The organism is Streptomyces sp. NPDC002133 (assembly GCF_040296405.1).
In the GTDB taxonomy this organism is placed as follows: Bacteria; Actinomycetota; Actinomycetes; order Streptomycetales; family Streptomycetaceae; genus Streptomyces.
The window spans coordinates 75281-90132 of record NZ_JBEOXF010000031.1; the positions used below are offsets into that span (position 1 = coordinate 75281).

The 14852-nt window shown below is 69.3% G+C and carries 12 protein-coding genes; 7 read left to right on the forward strand and 5 right to left on the reverse strand.

From position 1 onward, the window contains the following. Positions 1 to 36: 36 nt before the first annotated feature. From ABT078_RS25940 to ABT078_RS25955, 4 genes are all read right to left on the reverse strand, one after another. Positions 37 to 567 (reverse strand): DUF6245 family protein, encoded by a 531-nt coding sequence (locus tag ABT078_RS25940; RefSeq protein ID WP_502981320.1) that lies wholly within the window; start codon positions 565 to 567, stop codon positions 37 to 39. Positions 568 to 720: 153 nt separating this feature from the next. Further along, on the reverse strand, positions 721 to 1596 hold the full coding sequence (locus ABT078_RS25945) for a helix-turn-helix transcriptional regulator (protein WP_351231652.1): 876 nt from the start codon (positions 1594 to 1596) through the stop codon (positions 721 to 723). Positions 1597 to 2130: 534 nt separating this feature from the next. Then, positions 2131 to 2985 carry a hypothetical protein gene (locus ABT078_RS25950; RefSeq protein WP_351231654.1) on the reverse strand — a complete coding sequence of 285 codons (855 nt, stop codon included), beginning with the start codon at positions 2983 to 2985 and terminating at the stop codon, positions 2131 to 2133. 165 nt (positions 2986 to 3150) lie between these two features. Then, the gene (locus tag ABT078_RS25955; protein WP_351231656.1) at positions 3151 to 5673 is read right to left on the reverse strand and encodes a SpoIIE family protein phosphatase; all 2523 of its coding nucleotides are present in this window, start codon (positions 5671 to 5673) and stop codon (positions 3151 to 3153) included. Positions 5674 to 6358: 685 nt separating this feature from the next. On the opposite strand from ABT078_RS25955, the gene ABT078_RS25960 reads away from it, so the two are divergent. From ABT078_RS25960 to ABT078_RS25990, 7 genes are all read left to right on the forward strand, one after another. Then, a complete protein-coding gene (locus ABT078_RS25960; protein ID WP_351231658.1) occupies positions 6359 to 7198 on the forward strand; it encodes an SDR family NAD(P)-dependent oxidoreductase in 840 nt (279 codons plus the stop codon). Positions 7199 to 7373: 175 nt separating this feature from the next. Beyond that, entirely contained in the window at positions 7374 to 8150 is a 777-nt protein-coding gene (locus ABT078_RS25965) for an SDR family oxidoreductase (RefSeq protein ID WP_351231660.1), read from the forward strand. 240 nt (positions 8151 to 8390) lie between these two features. Next, entirely contained in the window at positions 8391 to 8672 is a 282-nt protein-coding gene (locus ABT078_RS25970) for an Atu4866 domain-containing protein (protein ID WP_351231662.1), read from the forward strand. A 118-nt stretch (positions 8673 to 8790) separates the two neighbouring features. After that, complete coding sequence (locus ABT078_RS25975; RefSeq protein ID WP_351231664.1) at positions 8791 to 9531, forward strand: SDR family oxidoreductase; 741 nt, start codon at positions 8791 to 8793, stop codon at positions 9529 to 9531. Between the two features lie 756 nt (positions 9532 to 10287). After that, complete coding sequence (locus ABT078_RS42810) at positions 10288 to 10428, forward strand: hypothetical protein (protein ID WP_502981316.1); 141 nt, start codon at positions 10288 to 10290, stop codon at positions 10426 to 10428. 52 nt (positions 10429 to 10480) lie between these two features. After that, positions 10481 to 13747: a family 78 glycoside hydrolase catalytic domain gene (locus ABT078_RS25985; protein WP_351231666.1), complete on the forward strand. Its 3267-nt coding sequence runs from the start codon at positions 10481 to 10483 to the stop codon at positions 13745 to 13747. Positions 13748 to 14187: 440 nt separating this feature from the next. Further along, positions 14188 to 14412: a hypothetical protein gene (locus ABT078_RS25990; protein WP_351231668.1), complete on the forward strand. Its 225-nt coding sequence runs from the start codon at positions 14188 to 14190 to the stop codon at positions 14410 to 14412. Between the two features lie 89 nt (positions 14413 to 14501). On the opposite strand, the gene ABT078_RS42815 is transcribed toward ABT078_RS25990, so the two are convergent. Next, positions 14502 to 14852: acyl-CoA carboxylase biotin carboxyl carrier protein subunit (locus tag ABT078_RS42815; RefSeq protein ID WP_502981317.1), on the reverse strand; the 351-nt coding region annotated here is incomplete at its 5' end.

The window sequence follows — 14852 nt, forward strand, 5'->3', positions numbered from 1 at the left end:
TACGCAAGTCCAGATGGCGCCTTCTGGGGGACGGGCTCAAGGATGGCTGCCCTGACCTGCAGAAACACGGAGGGCGCGACCTCGGCGATGGTGGCGCCATGCGGGCTCACGAGCTTCTGGACGCGTGGAATGGCGCCGGGCGACACCGGATGGCATCAAGCGGCGCCACGTGGCGCCATGCGATGTGCCAAGGCGGCCCGCCCCCGCCTCGCGATCTGCCGCTGAGCCGAGCCCACCCGAGGCGGCATGATCGGACCCGTCCCGCCCGGCCAGGGCGTGTGTGAGGTCGTGATCAATCGTGCCGCCCCGGATCCGCCCTCCGGGTGGATCCGGTAGGAAGGAGGTTGCGACGCGCAGGCAACTCGCCGATGAGCCATGGACGTCGGTCGAGCCGCACCCTGCCGATGGGCGACCACGGCCCGCCTCGGTCTGCACCACTCCCAGCGGCGCATTCACCAGCCGCACCCGGTAGGCGTCCTCGCCTCCGAGCCGCACCGCCTCCGCCGCATGCTCCTCCCGCCGTCCCGCCCCGTTGTCGACAACGTGGGTGGAGTGCGGAGCGCTGATGCCGCCCGCGGGTCAGGCATTCACACGTCCAGGCTTGCTGGATGCCCGGGATGGTCACCGGCGGACGTGCGCCCCTGTCGGGAAACGCACGAACCTCATCGGCTTCACGGACCTTGCGGGGACCGACTCACGCGCGCTTCTGCGGCCTCTTCCTCAATCTGTGCCGACGACCGGGCCACGTTGGAGCGTGGGCGCCGCGGTCAGGGACCCGAGCAACGCCAGAGCGTCGGCGGACGGACTGCCGGCTTCAGCCTGGTAGACGATGACTTGCTGGCCAGGGGCGCTGTTGATGGTGAATGCCTCGTAGTGCAGTTCCAGGTCGCCGACGTCGGCGTGGTGAAAGAGCTTGGCCTCGCGGGTCTTGCCCCGCACATCGTGTCGGGCCCACAGCGCGCGGAAGTCGGCGCTCTTCATCGACAGTTCGCCGACGAGTTCGATCAGCCGCGGGTCGTCGGGGTCGATTCCCGCCGCCCGTCGCAGAGCCGCCACGCATGACTCGGCGGCGCGGTCCCAGTCGCGGTAGAAGTGGTGCGCGGCCGGGTCCAGGAACGTCATGCTGAGCAGGTTGTCGCAGGACGTGAAGCCGGCGTACAGGGCGGCTGCGAGCTGGTTGCGGGCCAGGATGTCCATGGCATGGCCCAGCACGAAGGCGGGCGTGTCACTCCAGGTGTCCAGGAGCCGCCGCAGGTGTGGGCCGACCCTTTCGACGCGGGGCGCGCGACGCGTGCGGCGCGTGGTCGGGGTGGCCACCCGGAACAGATGGGCCACGGCTTCGTCATCCAGCCGCAGGGCCTTGGCCACGGCTTCCAGTACCTGCTGCGAGGGATGCCGTTCACGACCCTGTTCCAGACGCATGTAGTAGTCGGTGCTCACCCCGGCGAGGGTGGCGACTTCCTCGCGACGCAGACCGGGCACCCTGCGGCGGCCGGACGTGGGAAGTCCGGCATCCTCGGGGCGCAGCTGGGCGCGCCGTGCGCGGAGGAAACCTCCCAGCGCGTTCTCGGCGGCGGGGTGCTTGTCCGTATCCATGCCGTCGAGACTAGAGCGGCACGGCGTCCTGTGGCGGGCCGAAAGGGGGGTGCGCTTCTCCCAGGAACTCCGCTCCCTTGCAGAGCCGTAGCCTACGACCCCAGCCGGACGCCGCGCGGTAGAACAAGGCCGCTTCGGCTCTGGGCCGATCCCCGGGAAAGGTGAGCGGAGTTCGGTGAACCAAGGGTGCCGGCCTCACGCCGTCGCCCAGCACGCTGACAACGTCGCAGTGCTGGGGAAGGCCGGAGTGCGGCCCGCACGCGATCAGTACGGGAAGGCGGAACCGTGCTCGTCGGCGTCCGCGACGCGGTACGCGAGCGTTCTGCCGATCAGGCCCCACGAACGTCGGGCCCCACGAACGATGGCCGCACGAACGACGGACTCCCCGGACCTTGTGGCAGTGGCGGCTGCCATGAACCGCCGCTGTCCGAGACAGCTCCCGCATGCCCGAATGTCCGGCCGTGGCGCGCGGGTTCGCCTGGGTCTCCAGGAAATTCGTGCCGACGTGATGGATCGTTCTTCGGCGCTGCGCCGTCACCTGTGCGGGCCGCGGCGGCCGGAGGGTGACCGCTCCCAGAGCAGGTGTACGCCAGTGGCGCGGGCGATGGCACGCAGGTGCGGTCCGGTGTTGCCGATGTACCAGATCGGCCGGTCGGAGTGCGGCCATGCGTAGGCCGGGATCCCGTCGTCCAGGAGGTCTGTCAGCCGCGGTTGGTCGAGTGACGCGGCCGAGAACTCGTAGAGTGCGGGCAGCCGTGGGGCGATCACGCCGTAGTCGAGCATGCGGGCGAGGGCGTGTTCGTCGAGGATGGTGTCCTCGACGGGCGCGGTGACCGGGTATGCGGGCGGGAAGGACCGGCCCAGGTCGAGGAACATCTGGACGGCCCGGTGGCGGGGGTCCGCCAACAGGGGACCGAGGGCGGCCAGCCGGCCGAGCGCGAGTCGCGGTTGCACGAGCATGGCGTGGGTGAACAGGACGCGGAGCAGTGCGACGTTCATCATGAATCGCTCGACCTGCAGCTCGGTGGCGGCCAGATCCTCGTGCTGCAGGTAGCCGGCGACGATGCTGGCGTTGTGCGCGCGGTACCAGCGGCCGGGATCGGGTGTACGGATGAAGTCGGCCCAGAGCTCGACACTGCGGGCGCTGGCTGTGCCTGTGGCCTCGGTGGCCAGCAGGCGAGCCTCGGCCTTGTCCCGCAGCAGCCGTTCATTGACAGCACGCCACCAGGGGCTGCCCGGCGGGTCGGCGGTTTCCGGCGCGAGTACGCCACGGGCGAGTGACCAGCGCATGAAGCTCAGCTCGGCTGTGCCGTACTGGTGGCGGGGGCCCATGGCGAGCTGGTAGAACTCTCGCGCCAGCGCGTAGCGTCCGGCCGCGTCGTCCCGCACGCGTGTGACCCGTTGCGCTGCGCGTGAGGCTGCGTCAGCCACGACTGCTCGATCGGATCGGCATCATGCGGCGACCTCGAGGACTTCGGACCGGAAACTGTGCCGGGTTCGGTGCGGGCCCGTTGCGGACTGCGTAGCACCGTATCGCGGCGTGGCTGAATCCCATCACATTGTCCCGGGTTCTGCGGGTTTGTCGAACCGACCGTTGGGACTCGTGCCCTCGAGGTCGTGGGCGGTGAGGTCTCCGAAGGCGTCGAGGTCCGCGAAGGCGTCGAGGCTGGAGTCGCACTCGAGTCCGGTGGGCTGGAGGGGTTGTTCGGACCAGATGGTCTTGCCGTTCCCGGCGTAGCGGGTGCCCCAGCGCTGAGCGAACCGCGCGATCAGGAAGAGGCCACGGCCGCCCTCGTCGGTCGTCCGGGCGTGGCGCAGGTGGGGGGAGGTGCTGCTGCCGTCGGAGACCTCGCAGATGAGTGCGCGGTCGCGGATCATGCGTAGCCGGATGGGGTCCGAGGCGTAGCGGATGGCGTTGGTGACGAGCTCGCTGATTACCAGTTCCGTGGTGAAGGCGAGGTCTTCGAGCCCCCATGCAGTGAGCTGCCCGGCCGCCTTGGCGCGGGCCGGTGCGACGGCGGCGGGATCTTTGGTGATGTCCCATGAGGCGACGTGGTCCTCGCCCAGGGCGTGGGTGCGGGCCACGAGCAGTGCCGCGTCGTCTCCCGGTCCCGCCCGGTCGGCCCAGAGGTTTCCGACCGCGGCGTCGCAGAGGTCCTCCAGCGGGGTCCGTGGGTCGACGAGGGAGTCCAGTAGACGCTGGACGCCCTCGTCGGCGTCGAGGGAGTGGCTGTGGATGAGGCCGTCGGTGTAGAGGACGAGAACGCTGTCCTCGGGAACCGTTATCCGGGTGGACTGGAAGGGCAGACCGCCGAGGCCGAGGGGCGGGCCGCTGGGGAGGTCCACGAGCTGGGCGGTGCCGTAGGGAGTCACGATTGCGGGTGGGGGGTGGCCCGCGCGGGCCAGGGTGCAGTGGCGGCTGACCGGGTCGTAGACCGCGTAGAGGCAGGTCGCCCCGGTCACGCCGGATTCGTCGCCGGTCTCCTCGGCGATCCGGCCGGCCATGTCGTCCAGGTGGGCGAGTACTTCGTCGGGGGCGAGGTCGATGCCTGCGAGGGTCTGGACGGCGGCGCGAAGGCGTCCCATGGTGGCGGCGGCGTGGATGCCGCTGCCCACGACGTCGCCGACGACCAGGGCGACGCGGGCTCCGGAGAGCGGGATGACGTCGTACCAGTCGCCGCCCACCCCGGCTTCCGTGTCGGCGGGCAGGTAGCGGTACGCGGCCTCGACCGCGTTCTGTTCGGGCAGTTTCCGGGGGAGGAGGCTGCACTGGAGGGCCAGTGCGGCAGCGTGCTCGTGGGTGTAGCGGCGGGCGTTGTCGATACAGACCGCGGCGTGCCCGACCAGTTCTTCCGCGAGGACCAGGTCGTCGGGCTGGAAGGGCCCCCTGGGCTGTCGGCGGCAGATGGTGGCCGCTCCCAGGGTGGTGCCGTGTGCGCAGATGGGCACGATCATCAACGAGTGGACGCCGAGGTCGCGCAGATGCGCGCTGCGGGCCGGGTCGTCGGCGGTCCAGTGAGGGTCGGCGGGGTCCAGTACCGGGATCAGTGCGGCGGCGCCGCCGATCAGAGCGCGCGCGATGGGCGATGACGCGGGGTAGCCGCAGGGTTCACCCAGCGGGGTGGGCGGCGGGGCGTCTTCCCGGAGGGCGCGGTGTCCGGCGCAGCAGAGGCTGGCCGTGGTGGTGGCGTCCGCGGGCCCGGGTGGGGGCTCTTCGCCGCGGAGCACGGAGTCGAGGAGGTCGACGGTGACATGGTCGGCGAGCCCGGGCACCGCCGCGTCGGCAAGCTCTTGTGCCGTGTGCGGGATGTCCAGCGTGCTGCCCATGCGCTTGCGGGCCTCGTTCAGCAGTGTCAGCTTCTGCCGGGCGCGGTAGTGGTCCGTGGTGTCGAGGACGATGAAGCAGGCGCCAAGCAATTCCCCGTCCTCGCTCTCCAGACGGAAACACGAGGTGGAGTAGGCGACTTGATCCGGCTCCGACAGGACGTGGCCGAAGTATTCACGGCCCATCGAGGGGCGGCCGGTCTCCAGAACCTGGCGTATCTCCGCTTCGGTGTGTTCCACATCCAGGTCCGGCAGGACCTCTCCCAGGCGCCGCCCGAGAAACTGCTCGCGGAGGACCCCGGACAGATGCTCCATGGCGTCGTTCACCCAGACGACCCGCAGCTCGGTGTCGAACATGGCCATGCCCACCGGCGCGGTGAGGGTAATCCCTTCCAGCAGCGAGCGGCTGGCGCTCGACCACCATGTCCGAGCCATGTCGGCGGCGAGGATCAGACACATGGAGCGTTCGCCGGAGGCCTGGACGGGCAGGATCTTGATCTCCAGGTCAAGGCGGTGGCCGTCCCGATGGCGTACGGCCTGCAGGCCGTTCCAGCCCTGCTGTGATCCGAGCCGGGTGGCAAGGCCAGGGGCGCTCGCCCGATGCGCCGCGCCTGCCACCGGCAGGAAGAGGTCCGACAGCGGCTTGCCGAGCGCCTCTGGGGTCGAGTGGCCGAGAAGCTTCGCGGCCCCCTCGCTCCATCCCCGTACCACCCCTGCGCCGTCGACCACGATCACGGCGGTCGACAGTCCCAAAGGGGTGTCTGCTGCTGTGGAGCGAGTTCTCGAGGGAGCACCCATGCCGGCCATCCAGTACCGCCGCGTTCCTGGCACGCAGACGCTTGCGCGCAAGTGGCTTCCAGGCTGGTTCCACTTTACCTGCGGCCGGTGTTTTCGGCCGGAGTCCGCAGTATGTCGCTGACCAGCTCCGATGCCCTGGCCGAATGCTGTGCTGTTCCCCCGGTACCGGTGCCTTGGACCGGCATTGCACCGCCTTTGCGGCGCCGGGGATGCCGCCGTCTCGAAGGCGACGGCGTCCACCACCCCATGCTCGGCATCGCCCGCCTGAACAACCTCACCTCGCCGGACAAGCGGGTACCCGACGGGTGTCCGCCCGCGTCGAAGATCATTCGCCGGGACAGCTCTTGGCCCCGTCTCGCCCTGCATGGGCTCGACCGACGTGGTCGGGGATACGCAGGCCGGGACCGGTCGATGACTCGCGCCGCAGCGACTGGTGGCTCTCCCGATGCCGCCCCTGCCGCGGCGCGGTTGCACGCAGCCACAAGGGCCGGCGACACCGGCGAAAGGGCGATCCGCAGCCTGGGGGTATTTCTCCCAGGAAACTCTCGGCCTTCCTGCCTCACGCGCTCCTCTACAGAATCGAATGCGTCGGAGGAAAACCCCGATGACATAAACGAGAAACACAGAAAGAGGCCTACTCATGGCTACGTGGTTCGTTACCGGAGCTTCTCGAGGTATCGGTGCGCAAATTGCCCGCGCCGCGCTGGAGGAAGGCAACAATGTCGTGGTCGCAGTGCGGAACCCGGAGCGGGTGCCGACCGATCTGAAGAATTCCGACAAGGTGTTCGCGGTCGCGCTGGATGTGACCGACAACGACAGCATCCCGCACGCCGTCGAGGCGGCCGTGGACCGGTTCGGCGGTATCGACGTCCTGGTGAACAACGCCGGCCGCGGCCTGCTGGGCGCACTGGAGGAGATCACCGACGCCGAGGCCCGCTCGCTCTTCGACCTCAATGTCTTCGGCCTGATCAACGTCACCCGCGCCGTCCTGCCCGTCATGCGCAAGCAGGGCTCCGGCAAGCTCGTGCACATCGGCTCCCGCTCCGGCTTCGAGGGCGAGCCCGGCGTAAGCATGTACTCCGCCTCGAAGTTCGCGGTCGCCGGCATCAGCGAGGCCCTGTCCGTCGAGATGGCACCGTTCGGCATCCAGTCGATGGTCGTCGAACCCGGCGTGTTCCGCACCGACTTCCTCGACGCCAGCTCGCTGTCCCAGGCCGCGAACCGTATCGCCGACTACGACGACACCCCCGCCCACGTGACGCTGGACTGGATCGACCAGGCCAACCACGCCCAGCTCGGCGACCCCGTCAAGGGCGCCGCCCTCATCGTCGAGGTCACCTCCGGCGACAAGCTCCCCACCCACCTCTACCTCGGCCGCGACACCCTCGAGCGCATCGAGGTCAAGTACCAGCAGGTGCAGGCCGACATCGCCCCCTGGCGCGAGAAGTCCGCGGCCACCGCACACGACGACGCCGCCTGAATCAACTGATCGCTGGGGTGTGCGCCCTCGCCCATGTGCGCGGAGCCGCACGACAGCCCGGCTGGGTCAGCCACTCCCCCTCGCCGGCCCGGCCGGGCACCCCCCGGCCTGATGCGGATCCGCCTCCGCGGGTTCCGCTTCGCCACTTCCACCACACACTCGAAGGAAACCTGTCATGTCTGCTCTCCTCTCCGGCTCCCCTCTGGCGGGCCGTGTCGCCGTCGTCTCCGGCGCGTCCAGTGGCATGGGCGCGGCCGCCGCCGAACGCCTCGCCGAACTTGGCGCCACCGTGATCGTGCTCGCCCGTCGCAAGGACAAGCTGGACGGTGTCGTCAAGAACATCGAGGCCTCCGGCGGCACCGCGCTCGCCCTGGCGGTCGACGTCACCGACCGCGCCGCCGTCCAGTCGGCCGCCGATCAGGTCGCCGACCGTTTCGGCAAGGCCGACCTCGTGTTCAACAACGCCGGCGTCCAACTCGTCTCAGGCATCGAGGAACTCAAGGTCGATGAGTGGCAGCGGCAGATCGACCTCAACATCACCGGCCTCATGAACGTCATCGCCGCCTTCCTCCCGCACCTGACAGCCTCCGCCGAGCAGGGCAAGCCCGCCGACCTGATCAACACCTCCTCCATCGCGGCCACCCGCATCCTGGAGAAGTTCTCGATCTACTCCGGCACCAAGGCCTACATCAGCCACCTCACACGGCTCCTCCGCGTCGAACTCGGTCCCAAGATGGTCCGCGTCGCCACCATCGAACCGGGCATGGTCGACACCGAGCTTCCCGACCACGTCACCGACCCCGACGCCTCCAGGCTGATGGCCGACCTCATCCACGACATCGACTGCCTGCAGTCCGCCGACATCGCCGAGACCATCGCCTTCATGGCCTCCGTCCCCCGCCACGTCAATCTCACCGAGATCACCATCCTGCCCACCGCTCAGGCCATCTGAGTCATCGGAGCCGGTGGGGCTGCCGCTTGCCAGGGCAGCCCCACCGGCGATGGGACCGCCGGCACCCAACCCCACCCCGGGGCCCGGCACTTGGCCGAGGGCGCACTCCCCCGTGAGCGGGAGGAGGACGGCACTGCGAAGATCGCCCGAAGCGGCAGGTAGGTGTCCGACTCCCAGGACGCATCACCCTGGGTGGACTGCGGCCTGGCTACCTCGCTCGGAAGGGCAGACCGTGGAGACATGGCCACGAACAACACTTTCCCCGCCGCTCACCCGTACATCGGGATGTGGGTGACCGCAGACGGCTTCATCCGGCAGGAGCTGCTGCCGAACGGACGCTACGACGAAGCCCGAGGCGACCGAAAGAGCGCCTACACGGGCGGATACACAGTCAACGGCAATCACATCGACTACGTCGACGACACCGGCTTCACCGCCACTGGGGACGTCCGCGACGGCGTGCTCCACCACGAGCACCTGGTGCTCTACCGCGAAGGCGAACAGCCCGCCCGGTCGGCATAGCGCGGCCTCTGTCCAACCAGCGTGAAACCCCATGACGGATGCCTGTGCGGTCGGATCCGTCTCACCGCACCGGCAGCCGCCTCTCCCCTCGTTTTCCCAGCCCCGGAGCAACACCGACATGACTCTCTCCACCGACCGAAAAGTCATCCTCATCACCGGCGCCAGCAGCGGGATCGGCGAAGCGACCGCCAGGCTCCTGGCCGCTCGCGGCCATCACGTCGTGCTGGGCGCTCGCCGCACGGACCGGCTCAAAGCCCTGGTCCATGACATCCAGGCAGCCGGCGGCAGCGCCGAGTACCACGTCCTCGATGTCACCGAGGCCGAGGACGTGCGGGCCTTCGCCGATGCCGCACACAGCGCGCACGGCCGCGTCGACGTAATGATCAACAACGCCGGCGTGATGCCCCTGTCGAAGCTCGAGGCTCTCAAGGTCGAAGAGTGGAATCGCATGATCGACGTCAATATTCGTGGTCTTCTGCACGGTATTGCCGCGGCCCTGCCGCTCATGCAGGCTCAGCGCCACGGGCAGTTCGTCAACGTCGCCTCGATCGGCGCCCACGCCGTCTCCCCGACGGCGGCCGTGTACTGCGCCACGAAGTACGCCGCCTGGGCCATCTCCGAGGGACTGCGCCAGGAGGTCGGCGGCGACATCCGCGTCACCACCATCTCGCCGGGCGTCACGGAATCCGAACTCGCAGATTCCATTTCCGACCCGGTGGGCCGCGAGGAGATGCGCACCTACCGCGAGGTGTCCATCCCCGCCTCCTCGGTCGCTGAGGCCATTGCCTACGCGGTCGGCCAACCGTCGGGCGTCGACGTCAGCGAGATCATCGTCAGGCCCACCGCGAGCGCGGCCTGACCCCGCCTCGTTGTGGTCGAGCCCTCCGGGCGGGCCGGTGGCCGGTTCCCTGCGACCCGGCGCCGGCTCCAGAGGGCTCGACCACCATCTGAGCCTTCTCCCCCAGTTCGAGAACTGCGACTGCGAGGGGGCGGTGTCCCAGGCCGGTACGTCGGTGCTGTCGTGGGGGCTCGAGCACCATGCGCGCCGACAGTGTCCGCCCTTCGCCGAGCCGTTCGTCCCACGGCCACGAGACCCGCGGTATGCCGGTCCCGACGAGCGCGGTTGTCGTCCTGGCCGGGTGGTCGTTGCCGTCCTCGAACCGTGGTTCGGATCGCGCGAACCGGTTGTCCAGCCTGACCATGAATCGTTTCACCACAGGCAACCCAGAGAGTCCTCCAGGAAACGTCAAGAAGTCAAGCAGCTTGCCACAGCGAGGAGTTACGCCCCCATCAGGCTGCGAACTCAACCGTGCAGCCCCATTGACTTGACGTGGCCTCCACCTCTAGCTTCCGATGCAGCGTTCACTTGAAACCTTTCATGGCATCACGGGATGCTGGCCCGCTCATGGTGAGGAGCTCCCATGTACCAGCCCGATCCGGGCTCCGTCCCGATACCGGCACTGAAAGGCGTCTCCACGTCCTTCGAACCCGCACGGACCCTGCCGGGTGTCGTGTCCCCCACGAACTTCCCGAGCCCCCCGAAGTTCACGAACTCCACGCGCCCGCCGGTGAGAACAGGCCGGGCAATTCGACTCTCATCAAGATCGTCACCGGGGTGCGCCGTCCAGATTCCGGCACGGTGCTGCTCGACGGCGCGCCGGTCGTCTTCCACCGGCCCGATGAGATCCGAGCGGGCCGTCAGGGGCTCCTCCCCGGCGAGTCCCGCCCACCGGGCGGGCTGACCCAGGCTCGTTGATCCCCTTCTCCTCTTCCCTCGTCATGCTCCACCACACAGAGAGCGATGCGTCATGAGCCGAAGCTGGAACCGTCGTGTCTTCTTGCGCGCCGCCGTGACAACCGCGGCAGTGGGAGCGACGTCGGCTTACACCACCGTGGACCAGGCAGCTGCGAAACCTCCCCATCAGCCCGGACCGCGAGCCGGGCGGCTGCGCATCGAGCGGACAACGGTCGAGTACGCGGAGAGTCTCCTCGGCACGGACTCGGCCTCTCCCCGTCTGAGCTGGGAACTCGCCGCCGACGGCCATGGGGCGCGGCAGAGCGCGTACCAGGTCCGCGTTGCCGCCGACCGCGGCAACCTGAGCCGTCGGCCGCTCTGGGACTCCGGCCGTGTCGAATCCGACCGTACGGTGGGGGTCCCCTACTCGGGCCCTGGGCTGCGCGACCGTACCCGCTACCACTGGCAGGTCCGTGTCTGGGACGGGCATGGGCGTGCCTCAACGTGGAGTGCGGTGCGCTGGTGGGAGACCGCGTTGCCCGCCGATGGCTGGCAGGCCCGCTGGATCGGCGCCGACGCACCACCGGCGCCGCCCGGCGTCGAGGGCACCTCATGGATCTGGGCGCCGGGCCCGCCCGTTTGGAGCACGCCGGTCGGCCCGCGCTGGTTCCGGGCCGCACTCGAGCTGCCTGTCGGCGCTGCCGTCACCCGGGCGAGAGTGACCGTCACCGCCGACGACGACTTCACGCTCCATCTCGACGGGCATCAGGTACTGCACCAGCCGGAGCGCACGGACAGCTGGCGCACCGCTCACACGGCCGATGTCACCGAGCCGGTGCGTGCGGCGGGCCCGCGGGTCGTCGTGGCTGTCGTCGCCACCAACCGGGGCAGCGGCGTCAATCCGGCCGGTCTGTTGCTCCGGCTCGACGTGGAGACGAGTTCAGGCCGCCACCAGCTCGTCACCGGCGAGGGATGGCGGGCCGGCGAGACCGAGCAGGAAGGCTGGCAGCGGCCCGACCACGACGACAGCGCCTGGGCCCCGGCCACCGTTCTCGCACCGTACGGCGAGGGGCCGTGGGGCCGGGGCGTCAGCATCGGCACGCCGGAGCTGCCCGCGCCGCTGCTGCGCCGGGAGTTCACCGTACGCAAGCCGATCGCGCGCGCCCGGCTGTACATCAGCGGACTCGCCTACTACGACGCGGAGATCAACGGCCGACGGGTTGGCCGCCAGGTTCTCGACCCCGGCTTCACCGATTATGACGAGACTGTCCTTTACGCAGTCCATGACGTCACGGGCCGGATCAACCGTGGAGTCAAAGCCATCGGCGTCACCCTGGGCCGGGGCTTCTTCGGCATGACCACTGCGAACGTGTGGAACTGGCACACCCCTCCCTGGCACGGGGAGCCCCGGCTCCTCGCCCAGTTGGAGATCGACCACCCCGATGGCACCCGCACCACCGTCGCCTCGGGCCCCGACTGGCGCATCGCCGAGGGCCCGACTCTCACCAACTCCCTCTACGCGGGCGAGACCTACGACGCACGGCGCGCGGCACGCGGCTGGACCCGACCCGGCTTCGACGACGGCGACTGGAGTGCCGCCGCGGTGCAGAGTGCCCCGAAGGGCAGTGTGCGTGCCCAGCCGCACGACCCCATCGAGGTGACCGAGACCATCCGTCCCACCGCCATCAGCGAGCTGCGCCCCGGCGTGTATGTCGTCGACATGGGCCGCACCCTGGCGGGCTGGACCCGGCTTACGGTCGCCGCCGATGCCGGGACGACGATCCGGCTGGTGCACGGCGAGAAACTCAAGGACGACGGCAGCGTGCATGCCCAGACGGACCACGTCCCAGGGCGTTTCCAGACGGACGAGTACGTGTGCGCCGGAAGCGGCGAAGAGGTCTGGGAGCCCAAGTTCTCCTACAAGGGCTTTCGTTACGTCCAGGTCAGCGGGCTGCCGCAGCGCCCCACTCCCGATCAGGTCCTCGGCAGAGTCGTGCACACGAGGGTTGAGGAGGTGAGCGACTTCCGCTGCTCGGAGCCGTTCTACGAACGACTCGACAAGGCGATGCGGCGTACGATCCTCAACAACCTCCACGGCATCCCGACCGACACGCCGATGTACGAGAAGAACGGCTGGACCGGCGACGCCCAGCTCGGGGCACCCGTCATGGCGTATGCGTTCGGGGTCCACCGCTTCTTGTCCAAGTGGCTCGGCGACCTCGCGGACAGCCAGCTCGCCGACGGCCATCTTCCGGTCATCGTCCCCAGCGGCGGCTGGGGCTACAACGAACTGGGACCATCGCCGGAGTGGACGACCGTCTACCCCTTCGTGATCCGGGAGATGTACCGGGTGTACGGCGACGAGCATCTCGCCCGGATCCATTGGCCGACGCTCACCCGCTATCTCGACTGGGAGCTCTCCCGACTGCGCGACGGTCTCGCCGTCACTGCGCTGGGTGACTTCCTGCCGCCCGGCTATGAGGGCCTTCCCCCCGAGGACACCCGGCTGACCGCCACCGCCTATCTGCACCGGGCCCTCGTCCACACCGCGGAGATGGGCGAAGTCCTTGGGGAGAAGGCGACCGCGGACCGCTACCGCGGCGCAGCGGAGCACCTCAAGTCCGCCTTCAACACGGCCTTCCTCGACCCGGCAGCCGCTCACTACCGCACCAGCAGAGACCCTGGATACCGGCAGACCAGCAACGCGATACCCCTCGTCTTCGGCCTCGTTCCCACATCCGCCCGCGTGGGCGTCGCCAAGAGCCTCGTCGAGGACATCGTCGCCCGTGGCAACCACCTCAACACCGGAGCGCTGGGCACCAGCGTGCTGCTGCGGGCACTGACCGCCGAGGGGCACCCGGATGTCGCCCACGCCATCGCCACGCAGCGGACCTACCCGAGCTGGGGATACTGGTTCGATCAGGGCGCCGACACCATGTGGGAGATGTGGCAGCTCGACTCACGCTCGCGCGATCACTACTTCCACGGCACGGTCGCGCAGTGGCTCCACGAGAACGTCGCCGGCCTGCGTCCCGGTGATGCGGGCTACCGCACCTTCACCGTGCGCCCCGACGCCCGTTCGGGAGTGGACTGGGCACGTACGTCGATCCGGACAGTGAGGGGCAGGGCTTCGGTCGACTGGGCACGCTCCGGCGGCGGAAGTCTGCGTCTCGCGGTCGAGGTGCCAGTGGGCGCGGAGGCCGAGGTACATGTGCCGGCGGCCCGGCGGGACACGGCCGCGCCGCGCGGGGCGGAGTTCGTGCGGTCCGAGCCCGGCCACGTCGTCTACCGCGTGCCACACGGCAGATGGGAGTTCGCCGCGAAGGCCGAATCCGGCTGACAGTTCGCGGGCCGAACGCAGCCCGGAGGCCGACCGGCACAGCACAGCACCGCGCCTCGCCGGCCGGCCCGGGGCGGTCTCGCCTCACAGCGGCACCGGTGCTGGTGCCCCCATTCGCACAGCGGGTCTGAGGGTCCTTCTCACCTCGGCATTTGTGTCGTCGTGCTGCCTCCTTCGATCGCGCGGCACGTGGGGGTCCGCGCGGTTTCGAGTCGCCGGGACTCGGCGTTCGTCCATTCAGGTCCGAGGACTCCTGCTGCGGCGGGCCACAGGCGTTGGCTTGGTGCCCTGCGGTCACTGCCGGCAGGGGTGGGCCCGGCAGCCGGTTCACCTCCCACCCGGGACTTCAGGAGGGAACCTCCTCGATGGCCGTTTGACACCGCCACGGCGAGCTCCCACGCTGGGGCATAGGTGATATTTCGCCCCAAAAGGAGATGATTATGGCGATAGGCACCCGGAAGCGCATCCGGTACCTCGTCGGCGCCTCATGCACGGCTGCGCTGCTCGCCGGAACGGTGGGCGTCGCGAGCGCCGAGGCGGTGCCTCGGACAACGAAGGCCACGGCGGAGTCGTCACGCGCGGCACCACTCGAGACCTGCACGGGTTACCACTACGACGAGAACCACAACCGCATCTGGGATCCGCCGGGCTGTACACCGCCGTGAGGCGAGGCAGACCCCACAGACCTCGCCATTTCACCAGACCGGGTCCTGTCACCGACCAGTGGTTCGACACGGCAACGAATGATGCCCCTTCAAGACGTGACCGCAGGCCCGAGAAATGGCCCTGACCTGCAACAACAGGACTTGCTGCGGTACCGCTGCGCCCTGAGCCGTAGCAGGGCCGACGAACAGGACGCGAAGGTCCTGTCGAAGCTCGTGCGTACCGGCTTCGCCGAACACCTGCCCCTGTCTGCAGACAGCGAGCCGGCCCCTGCCGTCAGCGTCCGGGCCTGCGCCCCGCGAGACGCCGCGTGACGACGGTGTACGGTTCCGGACTTCCCTGCGCGTACGACGTGCTCCATCTTCATCGCTTCCAGCACGAGCAGTTGCTGACCGGCGGTGACCGGCTGCCCGGCCGTCGCATCGACGGAGACGACCGTGCC